Here is a 13984-nt window from a genome sequence, read left to right as displayed (position 1 = left end):
GAATGACTCTCGGGCGGCCATGTCCTGGCGGGCCTTGGCGGAGTCAGAATGTAGCCGAGCGGGTGTGCTCGATGCGTATGCGCGCCAAGTCGGCGCTGGGAACACTGTGCCGACTGGGCTCGTTCGTCTGGCGGTTGGGCCGTCGTAGACGAGGAGAGCGATGCCGGACTCGGGATTCCCGCCTGTGCAAGCGCGTGGCCGAGGAGCCGGCTGGTATCGCGGAGACTGCCACATCCACTCCGTGTACTCGGACGGCGAGCTCACTCCTGAGCATCTGGCAGCCGACGCTCGCACAGTGGGACTCGACTTCATCGCCACCACCGAGCACAACTCCGCGAACGCGCATGGTGCCTGGGGGCGCCATGCCGCAGATGACTTCTTAGTCCTCCTGGGTGAGGAGGTGACCACCAGGACCGGGCACTGGCTCGCTCTCGGTATCGCCCCGGGCCAGGTGATCGACTGGGACTGTCGCGTGGGAGACCAACTCATCGGCCGATGCCTGGACCAGGTCCGCGCATCCGGTGGACTGTGCGTGGCCGCGCATCCGCACGCGCCCTATCCCTCAGGCACCTTCATGTATCCCTACCGGGACCTCGATGTGGTCGAGGTATGGAACGGGCTGTGGACATCGGACCGACCGTGGAACGCCGACAACGAGGCCGCCCTCGCCGAGTGGGGTCGAGGACTGGCGGAGGGAATACACGCGGGGCGCTGGCAGCCGGCCATGGGCAACAGCGACACCCACCTCGAGGGGCAGATCGGCATCCCGCACACCGTCGTGTTCGCCGAGGATCTGAGCACGCCGGCCGTCCTCGCGGGAAACCGTGTGGGCCGCAGTTGGATCGCCGAATCGGCTGCCGTCGATCTGTCGCTCACGGCCGTCGCCACCGGCCACAACGCGGGCATCGGCGAACGCCTGGCCACCCATGGGGAACCCGTCATGGTGCGCGCGCACATACGCGGTGTCCCATCGGCGAACGTCAGCTTCCACACCGATCGGGGCAAAGTCCACCGGGAATCGCTGCCGGACTCCGGCGTGGGTACCGCAGAGTGGCACACCATCTCGGAAGACTCGGCGTTTGTCCGGATCGAGGTACGCCACCCGCATGGCCATATGGCCGCTCTCACCAACCCGATCGTTCTGACTTGACCTCCGGATTGCTCGGGCGATCCTCCGCGCACGCGGAGTTAGCCGTACAGATGACCGCACGGCAGGTCGCGTTACCGTCCTCTTCGCGCTGGCAGAGGAGACGTGCCCCCGGCGCTCTTCAGGAGGACTGTTCCGGCCGATCACTCTCCCGGAAGTTCGACCAGAGACAGCAGACCGCCGAGCACCGCAAAGAGGGCGAGGAGCGCGGCAGTGGTCGTGACGCTGACGAAGCCGTCGGCCACGTGACCACCAATGATCAACCATGCCACGGCCCCGACCAGGACGAGCAGATGGTTGCCCCGCTCACCCAGCAGCCGCATCCCCACCCACAGCAGAACCGGCATCGACAGGAAGCCCGTGATCAACGCTATAAGGCCTTCGAACCACCCGGCGCCCATCACGCGCCCACTGGCCTCGGCTACGTCATCCGCCCACTCCAGCAAGGAGGCCCACACCCAGTAACAGACGATGGCCGCCGCAGCCGACACGAGCGTGCCCTTCACTCCGCGGGCAGTCCTGCTCCTCGCCACGTCACCACAGTTTCACGAAACAGTGACGGCGGCCTGAGTACGGGTACTCAAATTCAGCTCGCTGCGACCGGCGTCACAGATGACGAGAGCGTGCCAATTTATGAAAAACCGCAGCGGGGGCACCGGTGGCCGTAAAGGTGACTCAGGAGAATCCGCGGCAGGCGTCGAGGGCTCGTCCGGCGGCGTCCTCCGATTCGAGAAAGCGCAGGCCAAGCCAGGATCCATCGGTGAACCGCAGTCGGACGTAAGGGAGGTCCGGCCCGGAGATCATCGGCACTTCGACGCGCTCCGTGTAAGGGTGGAGGAGCGCCCTGACGACCCGCGGCCGTCCGGCTGGGCCCGGGCTCCATCCTCGTGAGGGAGCAGCCAGCAGGAAGACACCCGAGCGGTGCAGCACCAGCAGCCGCTCCTCGTCCGGTGCCTGCGCGTGCCAGTCCAGGAGGAGCTGACCGGCTATGCCGTCCCAGTTGCCGTCGAAGGGCTGGTCCAGCCCTTGTGCCCGCACCAGCGCACGGCGGCGCCGTCGGTCGGCCGAGCGGGCCTTGGTCTCGCGGTATTCCTTGCGGGAGCCGGGGAGGCCCTCCAGCACGGCGTACAGCAGCAGCGGAGAGATCAGGATCAGACCGCATGCCCGCAGGAAGCCGATCCAGGGTTTACGCCGCGGCCGCAGCCGCACGTGCCCTGCTGGGCGCGTGCCCGCAGGCGGTCCAGGAAGCGGACCGGCCAGTCCGCACCAGCCCGCCACGGTGGCATCGAGGCGCACAAGATCGGTTGCCTTGTTCTTGACCCGTTTCGTCACCATCGTGGTCAGCGTATGCGTCGTTCACGGTCCACACGTTCGAGACGAGAATTCCACCAGAGCTGAGCATTGACGGGTGGGCATGACCAGCTCGGAGCTGGTTGACCGTCAGTCCCCGGCCGCGAGATCCGCAGTTCAGGTAGGGTGCCGGGATGCTTTCCCTGTTCCCGCTGGCCGCTCGCACTGGCCCGCCGCTGGCCTTCTGCCTCGGTGCCCTCGGTGCCGGTGTGATCGCCGTGATCTTCGGTTTGGGCTTCGCCTTCGACGTGCGCGGGATGTCCACCCGTCAAGCCGCGCGGATGAGAGAACGGGTCCGCGAGGCCCGTCTGCGCAGGGGCAGCCTTGCCGAACCCGTCTACCCGGTCTCCCCGGAAGCGCGGATGCGGATGTCAGGGGGCTTCATAGCCTTCGCAGGAGTCGTCCTGTGCGCCGCCGGCTTCGCGTTGCTGCACTTGGGATAGCGTCTCGGCTGGTGCTGTGACCGCGAAGGTTCGCCGGGTTGGCGGTTAGGGCGGTTGGATGGGCATGACGTCCATTCCGATCGCTGGAGGTGTGGTGGCCGAGCCTGTGCGGGTGCGCAGACCGACCGACCAGGAAGGGCAGAAGCTGCAGCAGATCGTGCGCCGGGGCAGCACCATCTCGGTGCGTTATCGCCGGGCGATGATGCTGCTGTCGTCGGCCGACGGGAACCGGGTCCCGGTGATCGCCCATCTGGTCCAGGCCGACGAGGACACGGTGCGGGCGGTGATCCACCGGTTCAACGAGATCGGCCTGGCCTGCCTGGACCCTCAGTGGGCGGGAGGCCGTCCCCGCCTGCTCGCCCCTGACGACGAGGACTTCGTCGTCCAGACGGCCACCACCCGCCCCACCAAACTCGGCCAGCCCTTCACCCGCCGGTCGATCCGCAAACTCGCCGCCTACCTGCGCCGCGTCCACGGACGCGTCATCCGCATCGGCCGCGAAGACTTACGGCGCCTGCTCCTGCGCCGCAGCATCACCTTCCAGCGCACCAAGACCTGGAAGGAGTCCCCCGGCCCCGAACGCGACGCCAAGCTCGACCGGATCGAGCAGGTTCTGGACCGCTTCCCGGACCGGGTCTTCGCCTTCGACGAGTTCGGGCCGTCGGGGATCCGGCCCACCGCGGGCTCCTGCTGGGCGAAGCGGGGCAAGCCAAACCGGCTGCCGGCGACCTACCGCCGCACCCACGGCGTCACCTACTTCCACGGCTGCTACTCCGTGGGCGACGACCGCCTGTGGGGCGTCAACCGCCGCCGCAAGGGCACCGCCAACACCATGGCCGCGCTGAAGTCGATCCGCGCCCCCCGACCCGACGGCGCCCCGGTCTACATCATCCTGGACAACCTCTCCGCCCACACCGGCGCCGACATCCGCCGCTGGGCGAAGAAGAACAAGGTCGAGCTGTGCTTCACCCCGGCCTACGCCTCCTGGGCCAACCCGATCGAGGCCCACTTCGACCCGCTGCGGCAGTTCACCCTGGCCAACTCCCACCACCGCAGCCACCCCACGCAAACCCAGGCACTGCACCGCTACCTGTGCTGGCGCAACGCCAACGCCCGCCACGCCGACGTACTTGCCGCCCAACGCAAGGAACGCGCCCGCATCCGCGGCGAGAAGGGCATCCGCTGGGGCGGACGCCCCCTCAACCCCGCAGCCTGACCGACCGCGAACCGCAGCCCCGGAGTGCCGAAAGGGACAAGTTCACGAGAAGGACAGCGACAGAAGGACGTCTCAGGCGGCGGACGGCTCGATCTCCCCCGCGAAGACGATGACCTGGTCGATGAGGCTCCGCCGCAGATGGACGACGTCCGTTCCCGCCAGGCGGGGGCCTCCATCCGGCGTCGTGAAGACCCACTGGTACCGGGCCCACTCGCCCGGCATGTCCACCGCCGAACAGCGCACCATCGTGCCGGTCCCCGCCGGGTGGCGCCGGATGTCCAGCACGAACCGCTCGACCGCCTCGATCCCCTCACTGCGACCCAACGGCCCCCAGAAGATCACGTCTGAGGTCAGGGCCTGGGAGAGCAGGGCAGTCACATAGCTGTCGTCCGAGGCGTTGAACGCGGAGATGAACGTGTCGATCGCGGAGCGTGCCGTCTCTTCCTGCATGCCCCAGTAATACCAGCCGTTGCGCGTGCGCTCGCCCCGCGAGCCTAGTCAGCCGCCAGGCGGCGCGCCTGCCACGTCGTACGCGGAGCGAGCACCCAGCGCACGAGCGGGAAACGAATCCGCCCGGCACCGGCGGACACCTCTGCCGGGCAGGCCTGATCGTCGGGGACGGGCCAGGACTGCCCGGCCCTGATGCTGTATCGGCCACGTCGCGAGTCTTGCGACGCCGGGCTCCTCGGTGGAGGCGATCAGACCAGTGACCGCCGGAACGGGCGAACGCGGCCTCGCTGCCGTTGACGGGCAGTGCCTCGGGCGCCGACGGATGTGGCCCTCACCGACGGGGGATGCGGTGAGGGCCACGTGCAGTGTGGCACGGTCCACCGCCGCCGAGGCGGCGGCCGGAAAAGCCGCACGGCAGGAGAGCGTGCTGTCCTATCTTTCCGAGCATGGAGTCGCCCATCACCTTCGAGCGCCTCTCGTCAGGCGCTCGGCACTTCGCCCACCTGGCGCTGAACGCCCACGCCCGGAAGGAGACCGAGGTCTTCCTTCTGGAAGCCGGCGTCAGCATCGAGCGTCTCGCCAAGGCCGTCCCGGCGCACGCCAATCCGGCGTTGCTCATAGAACTGTCGAGCCATCAGGAGGGGGCCTTGCTGCACCTGGCCGGAGTGGCCGAGACGCCGGAGAAGCTCCGCACGATCGGTGCGCAGGCCGCGATCGGACGGCTTCGGAAGATGAAAGTGCTGCCCGCCTCGAGCAAGCTGGACACCCTCATCCAATTCCGAAACGGTGTCGCGCACCTCGGAACCAGCGACCCCGAGGACTACCTCGCCCCGTTCGTCGAGACGATACATGCTCCTCGATCACGCCGAGCAGGACCGCGACGCCTTCTGGGGCCCGTGGTCCAACGCGGTCCAGGTGGCCCTGGACGACCGGGCAGAGCACCTGCAGAAGGCCGTCCACCTGCGCATCGAGCAGGCTTCCCTGCGGGCGAAGACACGCTTCGCCGACCTGCCGGAGGGCACTGCGGAGAACCTGGCGAAACTCGTCGCGCAGAAGGGACTGATCGTCGTAGAGGTCGGCCCCACCGGCGTGCTGTTCCAGGCGCTCACACGCTGTCCCGCGTGCCATACCGAGGCCGCGGCCCTGTCCCTGAAGGCGCCCGACACGGCCCTGCTGTTCGACCTGGAACTCGCCGCCGAGGGCCTGTGGTGCTACATCTGCCACCTGCACCTGGGAAGCGGCGAGGAAGTTGGGATAGCCGGCCTCCCGGCGACCTCGCGGTACTCGGCCGAAGACCTGATCAGGGTGAGCGACCACAGCCCCACGCCGCAGCGCACCGACCCCGCAGCCGCCGAGCTTCTCGCGCACGCTATGCGGAGGATCCCCGGCGACAGCGTGTGTAACCTGCTGCCCTTCCACTCTGCGCCGCGAGTCCGGCGGTGTGGCTCAGAGGTAGTTCCGAAGCGCCCGCTGGCCGCCGTGTGGTCCGCCAGCGCGACCGTCTGCTCGGCCTGCCTGCGGCTTGCCGACTTGCAAGCCGAGACCGAGGTACAACTCCGGCTGGGTCAGGGAGCGGTGTCGGGGTCGACGCCCTGAGCCCGAGCGAGGGCGAACAGGACGCGCTCCATCGTGTCCAGACGCTCGGTTATCGACCGGTCTCCCGGCGCGCCGACGGCGTTACACCACGGCCCGGCCGAGGGCCTGGAGCCGCCAGCGCGGCCCCGTTGCCGGATCCCGGCACCATACGTACTGGTGCTCCGGTCCCACGGTCATGCCGAAGTCGTACAGGGTCGGCTGTCCTTCTGCCAGCCACCAGTCCCAGGCAGGCTCCAGCTCATCGGCCAGGCGCCGCGGCCCGCCCTGACACGCGCGGGCCTCCCCGTCGGGGAGTGTGGTGAGTGTGGCCCAGGAGGCTGCGCCGTCGTGGAGCCATACGTTCACGCCGTCGTCGTCCACGCCCGTGCTGATCTGCGCGTCGGGGAGGTGGATGCGCAGGGCGAACAGCAGATGCGCATCGTCCTTCAGCGGGCGCAGGTCCCGAGCGAAGGGCCGTTCGTCGTCGGCGGGGCCGGTGCCGCGCACGTGCGGCCATCTGCTCGCCGGCGGTGTGCCCCGGGCGGGCATGAACATCGCCAGCCCCTGCATCCACCCCACAGCCGAGCGGTGGTCGTCGGCGATGGTCAGCGCGACGTGCCCCAGCCGCCCCCACGGGGTGACGATCCGGCCGCCCGGCCGTGTCTGCTCCACCCACGCCCAGGGCACCTGGTCGACGGCGTAGGTGGAGACCACCCGGTCGTACGGCGCGCCGGGCGGCCAGCCTCCGGCGCCGTCGGCGGCCACGACCGCCACGTCGGTGTCGGCCGCGTCGAGGCGTTCCTCGGCCTGCCGGGCCAGTTCGTCGTCCACCTCGACGCTGACCACGCGTCCGGGCCCCGCGCGCCACGTGAGGAGAGCGGCGTTCCAGCCCGTCCCGGCCCCCAGCTCGAGGACGCGGTGACCCGGTTCGAGCATCAGGGAGTCGAGCATGTCCACCACGATCGACGGACACGACAGGCTGGAGGAGGGCGCGCCGTCGGTGATCTGGGTGACGGCCGCGTCGTAGGGCCGGCCGTATACCTCGGCGGCCCATCGGTCGGGGTCGGTGCCGCGGTCGAGCGGCTGGTAGGTGTGGCCGTCCCAGCGCCACAGCCGGTCCGGCGCGAAGGCGTGCCGCGGTGTGTCGGCGACAGCCTGCCGCGTCCAGGGCGAGCGGGCGGGCCACAGCCCCAGTTGGTCCATGGCCTCGTCCAGATGCTTCCGCAAGGCGTCGTGGTCGGACACGCGGCTACTTCCGGTGTGTCCCGGACGGCGGCGGAGGTGGCGGCAGTTGGCCGTCCGAGTTGTTCGGCGGCGGAGTTCCCTGCCCCGGGTCAGGATCCGGTTTGCGATGCTTACTCACGAGCTACTCCGTATTCCTCACTTCTGTGACCGCGTCATGATGACGCGATATCAGGGGCAGCGGTAGAGCGCGCGGGAGCACCCGTCGGGCCGAGGGCACGGCAGGAAAGCACCCTGGGGCGCGGCCCGGGGCGATGCTCCCGGTGGGCTCGGCATCAGTGCCGGCCCGGCGGCCGTCCCCTCGCGCGCCGAACGGGGTGAGGGCTCGTCGCTCAGGGTGCGGTAGGGATCAGGATGTCCGTCATGTCAGAGGCGGCTGGCCACGGGCGGCATGCGGCCGTGGACCTTGGCATCCCCACCACGCGTGGTGATCGATGAACCCACGGAGGTGGACTGTCCCGTGGCCCTCAACCAAGATCGAGAACAAGTTCAAAGAAGCGCGCATCAAACACCCTTCAGAACACGATCAAGTGCCGCCCGGCCCACAGGTCCCCAGTTCGGCTTGCCGCCGGGAAGGCCCCGATCTCCGTTCTGCCCCATGAGCATCAGAAAGAGGCTCTTCATCGCGGCCAACCCGCGGGCGCGCCGGATCGCCGCCTCGTCCGCATGCGCGTACATGTCGAAGAACCGTGAGGCCGTGCCCGCGGGTAGCAGCACCCACGCGGCGGCGAGGTCCCACGCCGGATCCCCGGCGAACATGTCACCGAAATCGACGATGCCCGAGAGCGTTCCGTCCGAGACGACGACGTTGGCGGGATGCAGGTCGCCGTGCACCCACACCGGCGGGCCCTCCCACGCGTCGGCCGCAACGGCGTCCTCCCAGACGGCCCGGACGCCGGCAGCGATGTCGTCGGGGGCAACGGCCTGGAAGAAGTTCTCAAAGCCGTCCGTGCAGTTCCCGGGATGGGCACCGCGGTCCGTAGCGATCGGCGCCTCGGCGGGCGCCTCCACATGGAGCGCCCGGAGGAAACCCGCCAGCGTGTCGGCCGCGTGGGCGCCGCGGCTGATCGAGCCGTGGTCCAGCGGCTCGCCGGGAACCCACGTCATCACGGTCCAGTGCTTGGGAAAGCGCTCGGACGGTTCGCCGAACCGCACCGGAGTCGGTACCGGGAGCGGCAGGCGCGGAGCCAGCACGGGTAGCCACCGCCGCTCCTTGAGCTGGGGCTCCGGGGTAAGGTCCATGCGCTGCATGCGCACGGCCAACTCATCCCCGAGGCGCCACATTTGGTTGCCCCAGCCGCCCGCCACCTCGCGGATGACCAGCCCTGCAAGGTCGGGATGTTGCTCCTGCAGCAGGTCGCGGACCAGGTCTGCGGTGATCTCGGTGTCGGTCATGCGAAGCCACAGTACTGAGGCGGCAGGCGGAGCGGCTCTCGCTCCGGGACGTCTGGCTGTGATTCCTCTGGCATCACCGATTCGGTTTCACAGAGCTGCAGATCAGAGGCTTTGGGACGGACCCGGCCCCCAAGTTCAGAGAGGCCTGCGTGCGCTGCTCACTGCTTCGACCGGACCCGGCACAACGCGGCCGCCTGGTGGAGATCCGCGACAACCTACTCGACCGCATCGCCGAGGCAGAGCGGGAAGGCTGGCTCGTCGACATCGAAGGACTCCAGGTCAGCCTGGCCGGAGCCCAGTCCAAGATCAGCCAGGTCGACAGGGCCCCTGGACAGGGCCGGTGATGCTCGGCATGCCGGCCCGGGAGCCTGTGTGAGCGCTGTATCCGCTGAACGCGCACTCCTGCCGTCTCTCGGTCTCCCGCGCCGGCCCCGTCCACCTCCGGTCGGCAGGGCCGACCTGGTGGGAGGCATCAACCGGCGCTCGTGTCGATCCCCCCAGGGTGGGACAACGCTTCACGCCAAAGTACTGCCTCCCGAGGCGCTCCTGCCTCCGCCCCACAAGGAGATAGGAGTTTAAACACTCACTTACTGGCTTATTTGAGATCAGGACAGGCGTTCTCCTGGCTTATCAGCTCATCTCATTGCGAAGGATGACGGCTACTACCGGATTCGAGAAAGGGTGTGCTCGGCATGGCGGACTGGGTGAAGGTCGCGGGCGGTCTCAGTGCCATCTCGGTGGGGTCCAGGACGACGGTGTGGGGTGTGAACGCGGCGAGCGCCATCTACCGGTACACCAACTACGACGCCAACCCGTGGATCAACATTCCCGGGGGATTGAGCGACATCGGTGCCGCGGCAGACGGCACCGTGTGGGGGGTCAACAGCGGCAACCAGATCTACCGGTACACCGGAGACCAGGGGACCACCAATTGGGTGGGCATCAACGGGAGCCTGGTCCGCATCGACGCGGGCTCCCGGACGAACGTGTGGGGGGTGGACTCCGCCGGCGCCATCTACCGCTACACCAACAACGACGCCAACCCGTGGATCAAGATCTCTGGCGTCGCCACCGACATCGGCGCGGGCGCCGACGGCACCGTGTGGCACGTCAACAGCGGCAACCAGATCTACCGATACATCGGGGACCAGGACAGCTCGACCACATGGAAGAGCGTCCCCGGCAGCCTCAAGCGCATCGCGGTGGGCTCCCGGACGAACGTGTGGGGCATCGACCCCGCCGGCAGCATCTACCGGTACACCAACAACGACGCCAGCGGCACCAATCCGTGGATCAAGATCCCCGGCGTCGCCACCGACATCGGCGCGGGCGCCGACGGCACCGTGTGGCACGTCAACAGCGCCGGCGACATCTACCGGTACACCGGCGACCAGCCGAGCTGATACCGGCTCTGTGCGAGCCCCTTGCCGGGACGGGCCGGGGGCCCGCACGGATGGCTTGGCCAGTACGCCCTGTACTTCAGCTACTCAACCCGGGCGCCGACGTCGAAACCTCAGCAGTTCAGAGAAGTCACGAGCCCGAAGCTGACCGCTCCGGACCACACAGAGCGTGGCATGGGGCACCTCCTCCGCCCTCCTGGGGTTTCCCAGTCTAGACACGCATGCGGAAAAATGCCCTGGTCAGAGCACTGTGGCCTGATGCACGCGGTGGACAATGCCCTTCGCCGGGCCCACCGGGCAGCCCGGCTGTTGTACTTGCTGTCACTTTCAGGACCGCGTGAGATGGCGGGCTTCGCAGGCGGTACCTGCCTCGCTGCCCGGCCGGGCGAGCGCTTTCCCGGAGTCGTACGGGGTGTCGGCGGCGATGCGGTCGATCGGCAGCAAGGTGCCGTCGAGGATGACGAACGCCTTCGCCCGGATCGTCGTCATCGCCTCGTCCAGGGACGGGGCGAGGGCGGCCAGGGCCTCGACGGCTTCACGTATGTAGCGGTACACGGTCGCGATCCCGATGCCGAACCCGGCGGCGAGCTGGGCGTAAGTGTCACCGCACCGCAGGTGGGCCAGGGCGGCCAGGGCCTGACGTCCGGCAGGAAGACGCCGCCACCGCGTTCCGATCTCCTGCCGCCGGGCTGTCAGTTGCCCGGCCAGGAACCGCAAGGTGCGGCTGGACAGATCAATCGAGGACGGGTAGACAAGCACGCGAAGCTCCTGGCGGACACGGGTGATCTTGCTCGAGAACCCGTCTACCAGGAGCTTCGTCGTTGCGCAGGACAGTCCAACTCGCTGTCAGCACCGCCGGCTTGAAAAGGGCTCAGTGATGTCGCGGTGTGCCCGACAGCCGCCTGCCGTGCGGGCGGCGTCGTGCTCCGTCCGCACTCGGTTTCTGCGGGATCAGCGGGCGGCGACGTTCTCCACGACCTCGGTCTCCGGGGCTGCCTCGGCGTCGGGTTGGAGGGGTACGGTGTTCTTCGGACCACGCAGGGCGACGTAGACAAGCAGTGCGGCCATGACGGCGGCGCCGATCCACATGGCCTGCTGCCAGCCGTCGACGAAGGACTGCTGCGCGGCGTGGACCAGGTCCTGGGCGTGGCTGCCGGTCTTGGGCGCGACCTCAATGGCGTTGGCGATGCCTTCGCGTGCGGTGTCCGCAGCACCGGCAGGGATGCCGTCGAGCTTGTCGTCGATGGCGCTGCGGTAGCCGTTGGCCAGGAGCGCGCCGAGCATCGCGACACCCAGGGCGGTGCCAAACTCGCGGGTGACGTCGTTGAGAGCGGAGGCGACGCCCTGCTTGGCGCGGGGCAGGGAGCTGGTGATGGCCTCGGTGGAGGGAGTCATCGACAGACCCATACCGATACCCATGGCGAGCATGCCGCCCAGGATGGACAGGTAGCCGCCGTTAACGGACACGAACAGCGCCATCAGGGCCAGCCCGAGGGCGGCCAGGGCGACGCCCACGGCCATGGTGGAGCGGGCGCCGATCTTGGCGGCCAGCTTGGGGGCCAAGCCCGAGGTCATCATCATCATGACGGCCATCGGCATCATCGCCACGGTCGACAGCAGCCCGGACCAGCCCAGCACGGCCTGGAAAAACGGGAAGAGCACGACGGCGATACCCGCCTGGACGCCGAAGACGACCAGCAGTGTGATCGAGCCGCTGGCCAGACCGCGCTCACGGAACAGGCGCACATCCAGCAGCGAGGCATCACGGCGGTGCAGCTCCCAGGCCACGAAGGCGATGGCGGCGACTAGGCCGACGCCGAGACTGATCAGGGTGATGGGGGCGGTCCAGCCTCGTTCGGGGCCTTCCTGGAGGACAAAGATGAGACCGATCACGGCGATGGTGGAGACCAGCGCACCGATGGTGTCGAACGAATGGGTGGAGCGTTCGCGGGAGTTGGGCACTGATTTCAGCGTCATCGCCAGCGCGACGATGACCAGGACCACGGGCAGCACGAACAGCCAGCGCCAGTTGGCGACATCGACCAACAGGGCGGAGAGGAACATGCCCAGGATGCCGCCGCCTCCGGCGACACCGGTCCATACGCCGATCGCCTTGCCCCGCTCCTCCTCAGGGAAGGTGGAGGTGATGACGGCCAGCGTGATCGGCATGATCATCGCGGCGCTGATACCGGCCGCCACACGGGCGCCAATCATCACCGCGGCCGACGGGGCCAGGCCGGCGACGACGCTGGCGGCACCGAAGATGATCAGCCCGGTGATCAGCATGGGCTTGCGGCCCAGCCGGTCACCGATCGCACCGAGCGGCAACAGCAGGGCAGCCAGAGCGAGCGTGTAGATGTTGATGATCCACAGGACGGCGGTCTGCGAGGCACCCCATTCGACCGCCATGTGGGTCTGGGCGACGTTCAGCCCGGACACGGATGCGATGACGGCCATCAGCGCGATCGAGACCGTGATCAGGATCGCGCGCAGCTGACGCGCATCCGGCGCGGCCGCCGTCTGGGGAGGCTGGTTCGTACTCACGTATTCCCTCCAAAAAGGGCATGCAGAATCAGCGCCGGGACAGGACCGGTCGCCAAGATAGTGAGGTGGTGATCTGCTCACGCGCGGACCGCTGGATCGCGGTCGCGCGGTTCTTCAGCAGCGGGGGCTTATCGTCAGCCGGTGGTCTTTTGCGCGGCGGCGAGCGCGGTATCGGTGTCCGCGGTGGCCAGCAGGGCGTTGATGTGGGAGCCGGCCAGGGCTCCGGCTGCGGCGGAGGCGCCAACCTGGGCCGTGAGGTCGGTGGCGTTGCCGGCCACCCACACGCCAGCGATCTCGGTGGTACCGGCCATGGAGGAGGCGAAGCGGCGGCCCATGTTGTCGGGCAGGTCTTCCACCGGCAGCTTCAGGCCCTCCAAGCCCTCGGCACGGGCCTGCGTCTGCGTGGCCACAGCCAGAACCCGCCGTCCCACAAAGGTGCCGTCCGTCAAGCGGACGCCTGCGAGGGCGTCCGCTTCGCTGACGACTTCCTTCACCTCGGTCTCGATGATGCGGATGTTGCGAGCGGCGAAGCGGGCGCGGGTCTCCGCGTCCAACTCGGTGCCGCGGGTGAAGTAGATGAGGTCATCTGTCAGTTGGCGGAACAGCCAGGCGTGGTGGACGGAGGCGGGGCCGGTGGCGAGGATGCCGATGGACTTGTCGCGGACCTCCCAGCCGTGGCAGTAGGGGCAGTGCACCACGCTGTGGCCCCAGTGGTCGGCAAGGCCGGGTACCTCGGGCAGCACGTCCCGCAGGCCGGTGGCCACTAGTACCCGGCGCGCCGTCAGCGTGCGGCCGTCGGCCAGGGTGACGGTGAACCGCAGGTCGCCGTCTGCTGAGGGGGCGGCGGGTTCGGCTGTGGCCACCTCCCCGAAGACGATCCGGCCGCCGTACTCGCGTATCTGCTGGCGTCCGCGCTTGAGGATCTCGAGGGGCGGGGTACCGTCCAGGACGATGAAGCCGTGCATGGCGGCCGCGGGGGCGTTACGCGGGGTGCCGCTGTCGATCACGACGACCGAGCGGCGGGAGCGGGCCAGCATCAGCGCGCCACTCAGCCCCGCGGCGCCGCCGCCGATCACCACTACATCCACGGTCGAGGTGGGCAGTGCGTCGCTCTCGTAGCGGGAAGTCTGCGCAGACATGTCGCGCCCTTTCGTCGTACGTGGCCCCCGTGCTGGGCCATCTGGATTCGACGTTAAACCCGCGTTGCATCGAGGGCATACCA

Annotated in this window: 14 protein-coding genes and 1 pseudogene; 6 read left to right on the top strand and 9 right to left on the bottom strand. The window is 68.7% G+C overall.

Annotated features, from left to right (window positions below; genetic code table 11):
- The first annotated feature begins 160 nt into the window (after window positions 1-160).
- Window positions 161-1150 carry a CehA/McbA family metallohydrolase gene (locus ACK1X7_RS47800; protein WP_413116794.1) on the top strand — a complete coding sequence of 330 codons (990 nt, stop codon included), beginning with the start codon at window positions 161-163 and terminating at the stop codon, window positions 1148-1150.
- A gap of 140 nt (window positions 1151-1290) precedes the next feature.
- Here ACK1X7_RS47800 and ACK1X7_RS47795 read toward each other — a convergent pair whose 3' ends face one another.
- Window positions 1291-1653 carry a hypothetical protein gene (locus tag ACK1X7_RS47795; RefSeq protein WP_383142674.1) on the bottom strand — a complete coding sequence of 121 codons (363 nt, stop codon included), beginning with the start codon at window positions 1651-1653 and terminating at the stop codon, window positions 1291-1293.
- A 169-nt stretch (window positions 1654-1822) separates the two neighbouring features.
- Window positions 1823-2482 carry a hypothetical protein gene (locus ACK1X7_RS47790; RefSeq protein ID WP_413116793.1) on the bottom strand — a complete coding sequence of 220 codons (660 nt, stop codon included), beginning with the start codon at window positions 2480-2482 and terminating at the stop codon, window positions 1823-1825.
- A 149-nt stretch (window positions 2483-2631) separates the two neighbouring features.
- Between ACK1X7_RS47790 and ACK1X7_RS47785 the strand changes: the two genes are divergently transcribed.
- A complete protein-coding gene (locus tag ACK1X7_RS47785; RefSeq protein ID WP_216342082.1) occupies window positions 2632-2940 on the top strand; it encodes a hypothetical protein in 309 nt (102 codons plus the stop codon).
- A gap of 94 nt (window positions 2941-3034) precedes the next feature.
- On the top strand, window positions 3035-4156 hold the full coding sequence (locus ACK1X7_RS47780) for an IS630 family transposase (RefSeq protein WP_413116792.1): 1122 nt from the start codon (window positions 3035-3037) through the stop codon (window positions 4154-4156).
- A gap of 72 nt (window positions 4157-4228) precedes the next feature.
- Here the strand turns inward: ACK1X7_RS47780 and ACK1X7_RS47775 are convergent, their stop codons facing one another.
- Entirely contained in the window at window positions 4229-4606 is a 378-nt protein-coding gene (locus ACK1X7_RS47775) for a nuclear transport factor 2 family protein (protein ID WP_390795729.1), read from the bottom strand.
- Window positions 4607-5085: 479 nt separating this feature from the next.
- Window positions 5086-5457 carry a hypothetical protein gene (locus ACK1X7_RS47770; protein ID WP_413116791.1) on the bottom strand — a complete coding sequence of 124 codons (372 nt, stop codon included), beginning with the start codon at window positions 5455-5457 and terminating at the stop codon, window positions 5086-5088.
- Here ACK1X7_RS47770 and ACK1X7_RS47765 point away from each other — a divergent pair.
- On the top strand, window positions 5456-6202 hold the full coding sequence (locus ACK1X7_RS47765; RefSeq protein WP_413116790.1) for a hypothetical protein: 747 nt from the start codon (window positions 5456-5458) through the stop codon (window positions 6200-6202). The two genes, ACK1X7_RS47770 and ACK1X7_RS47765, sit on opposite strands and share 2 nt — an antisense overlap.
- An 81-nt stretch (window positions 6203-6283) precedes the next feature.
- Here ACK1X7_RS47765 and ACK1X7_RS47760 read toward each other — a convergent pair whose 3' ends face one another.
- Both ACK1X7_RS47760 and ACK1X7_RS47755 read right to left on the bottom strand, forming a co-directional pair.
- On the bottom strand, window positions 6284-7426 hold the full coding sequence (locus ACK1X7_RS47760) for a methyltransferase domain-containing protein (protein WP_413116789.1): 1143 nt from the start codon (window positions 7424-7426) through the stop codon (window positions 6284-6286).
- Window positions 7427-7927: 501 nt separating this feature from the next.
- Window positions 7928-8818 carry an aminoglycoside phosphotransferase family protein gene (locus tag ACK1X7_RS47755; protein WP_398158728.1) on the bottom strand — a complete coding sequence of 297 codons (891 nt, stop codon included), beginning with the start codon at window positions 8816-8818 and terminating at the stop codon, window positions 7928-7930.
- A 149-nt stretch (window positions 8819-8967) separates the two neighbouring features.
- Here ACK1X7_RS47755 and ACK1X7_RS47750 point away from each other — a divergent pair, with 149 nt between their 5' ends.
- Together ACK1X7_RS47750 and ACK1X7_RS47745 are read left to right on the top strand one after the other, a co-directional pair.
- Entirely contained in the window at window positions 8968-9162 is a 195-nt protein-coding gene (locus tag ACK1X7_RS47750; RefSeq protein ID WP_385158654.1) for a hypothetical protein, read from the top strand.
- Window positions 9163-9510: 348 nt separating this feature from the next.
- On the top strand, window positions 9511-10221 hold the full coding sequence (locus tag ACK1X7_RS47745; protein ID WP_390795724.1) for a tectonin domain-containing protein: 711 nt from the start codon (window positions 9511-9513) through the stop codon (window positions 10219-10221).
- Between the two features lie 390 nt (window positions 10222-10611).
- Here ACK1X7_RS47745 and ACK1X7_RS47740 read toward each other — a convergent pair.
- The 3 genes and pseudogenes from ACK1X7_RS47740 to ACK1X7_RS47730 form a co-directional block, all read right to left on the bottom strand.
- Window positions 10612-10977, bottom strand: a pseudogene (locus ACK1X7_RS47740) (helix-turn-helix domain-containing protein); the annotation flags it as partial.
- A gap of 192 nt (window positions 10978-11169) precedes the next feature.
- Complete coding sequence (locus tag ACK1X7_RS47735; protein WP_413116970.1) at window positions 11170-12762, bottom strand: MFS transporter; 1593 nt, start codon at window positions 12760-12762, stop codon at window positions 11170-11172.
- A 134-nt stretch (window positions 12763-12896) separates the two neighbouring features.
- Window positions 12897-13901: an NAD(P)/FAD-dependent oxidoreductase gene (locus ACK1X7_RS47730; protein WP_413116788.1), complete on the bottom strand. Its 1005-nt coding sequence runs from the start codon at window positions 13899-13901 to the stop codon at window positions 12897-12899.
- Window positions 13902-13984 lie beyond the last annotated feature (83 nt).

Origin of the sequence: Streptomyces sp. CY-1 (assembly GCF_047218265.1) — a bacterium.
In the GTDB taxonomy this organism is placed as follows: Bacteria; Actinomycetota; Actinomycetes; order Streptomycetales; family Streptomycetaceae; genus Streptomyces; species Streptomyces niphimycinicus.
Note: the sequence above shows the minus strand (reverse complement) of the source record. Positions and strands in the feature narration are given on the sequence as shown.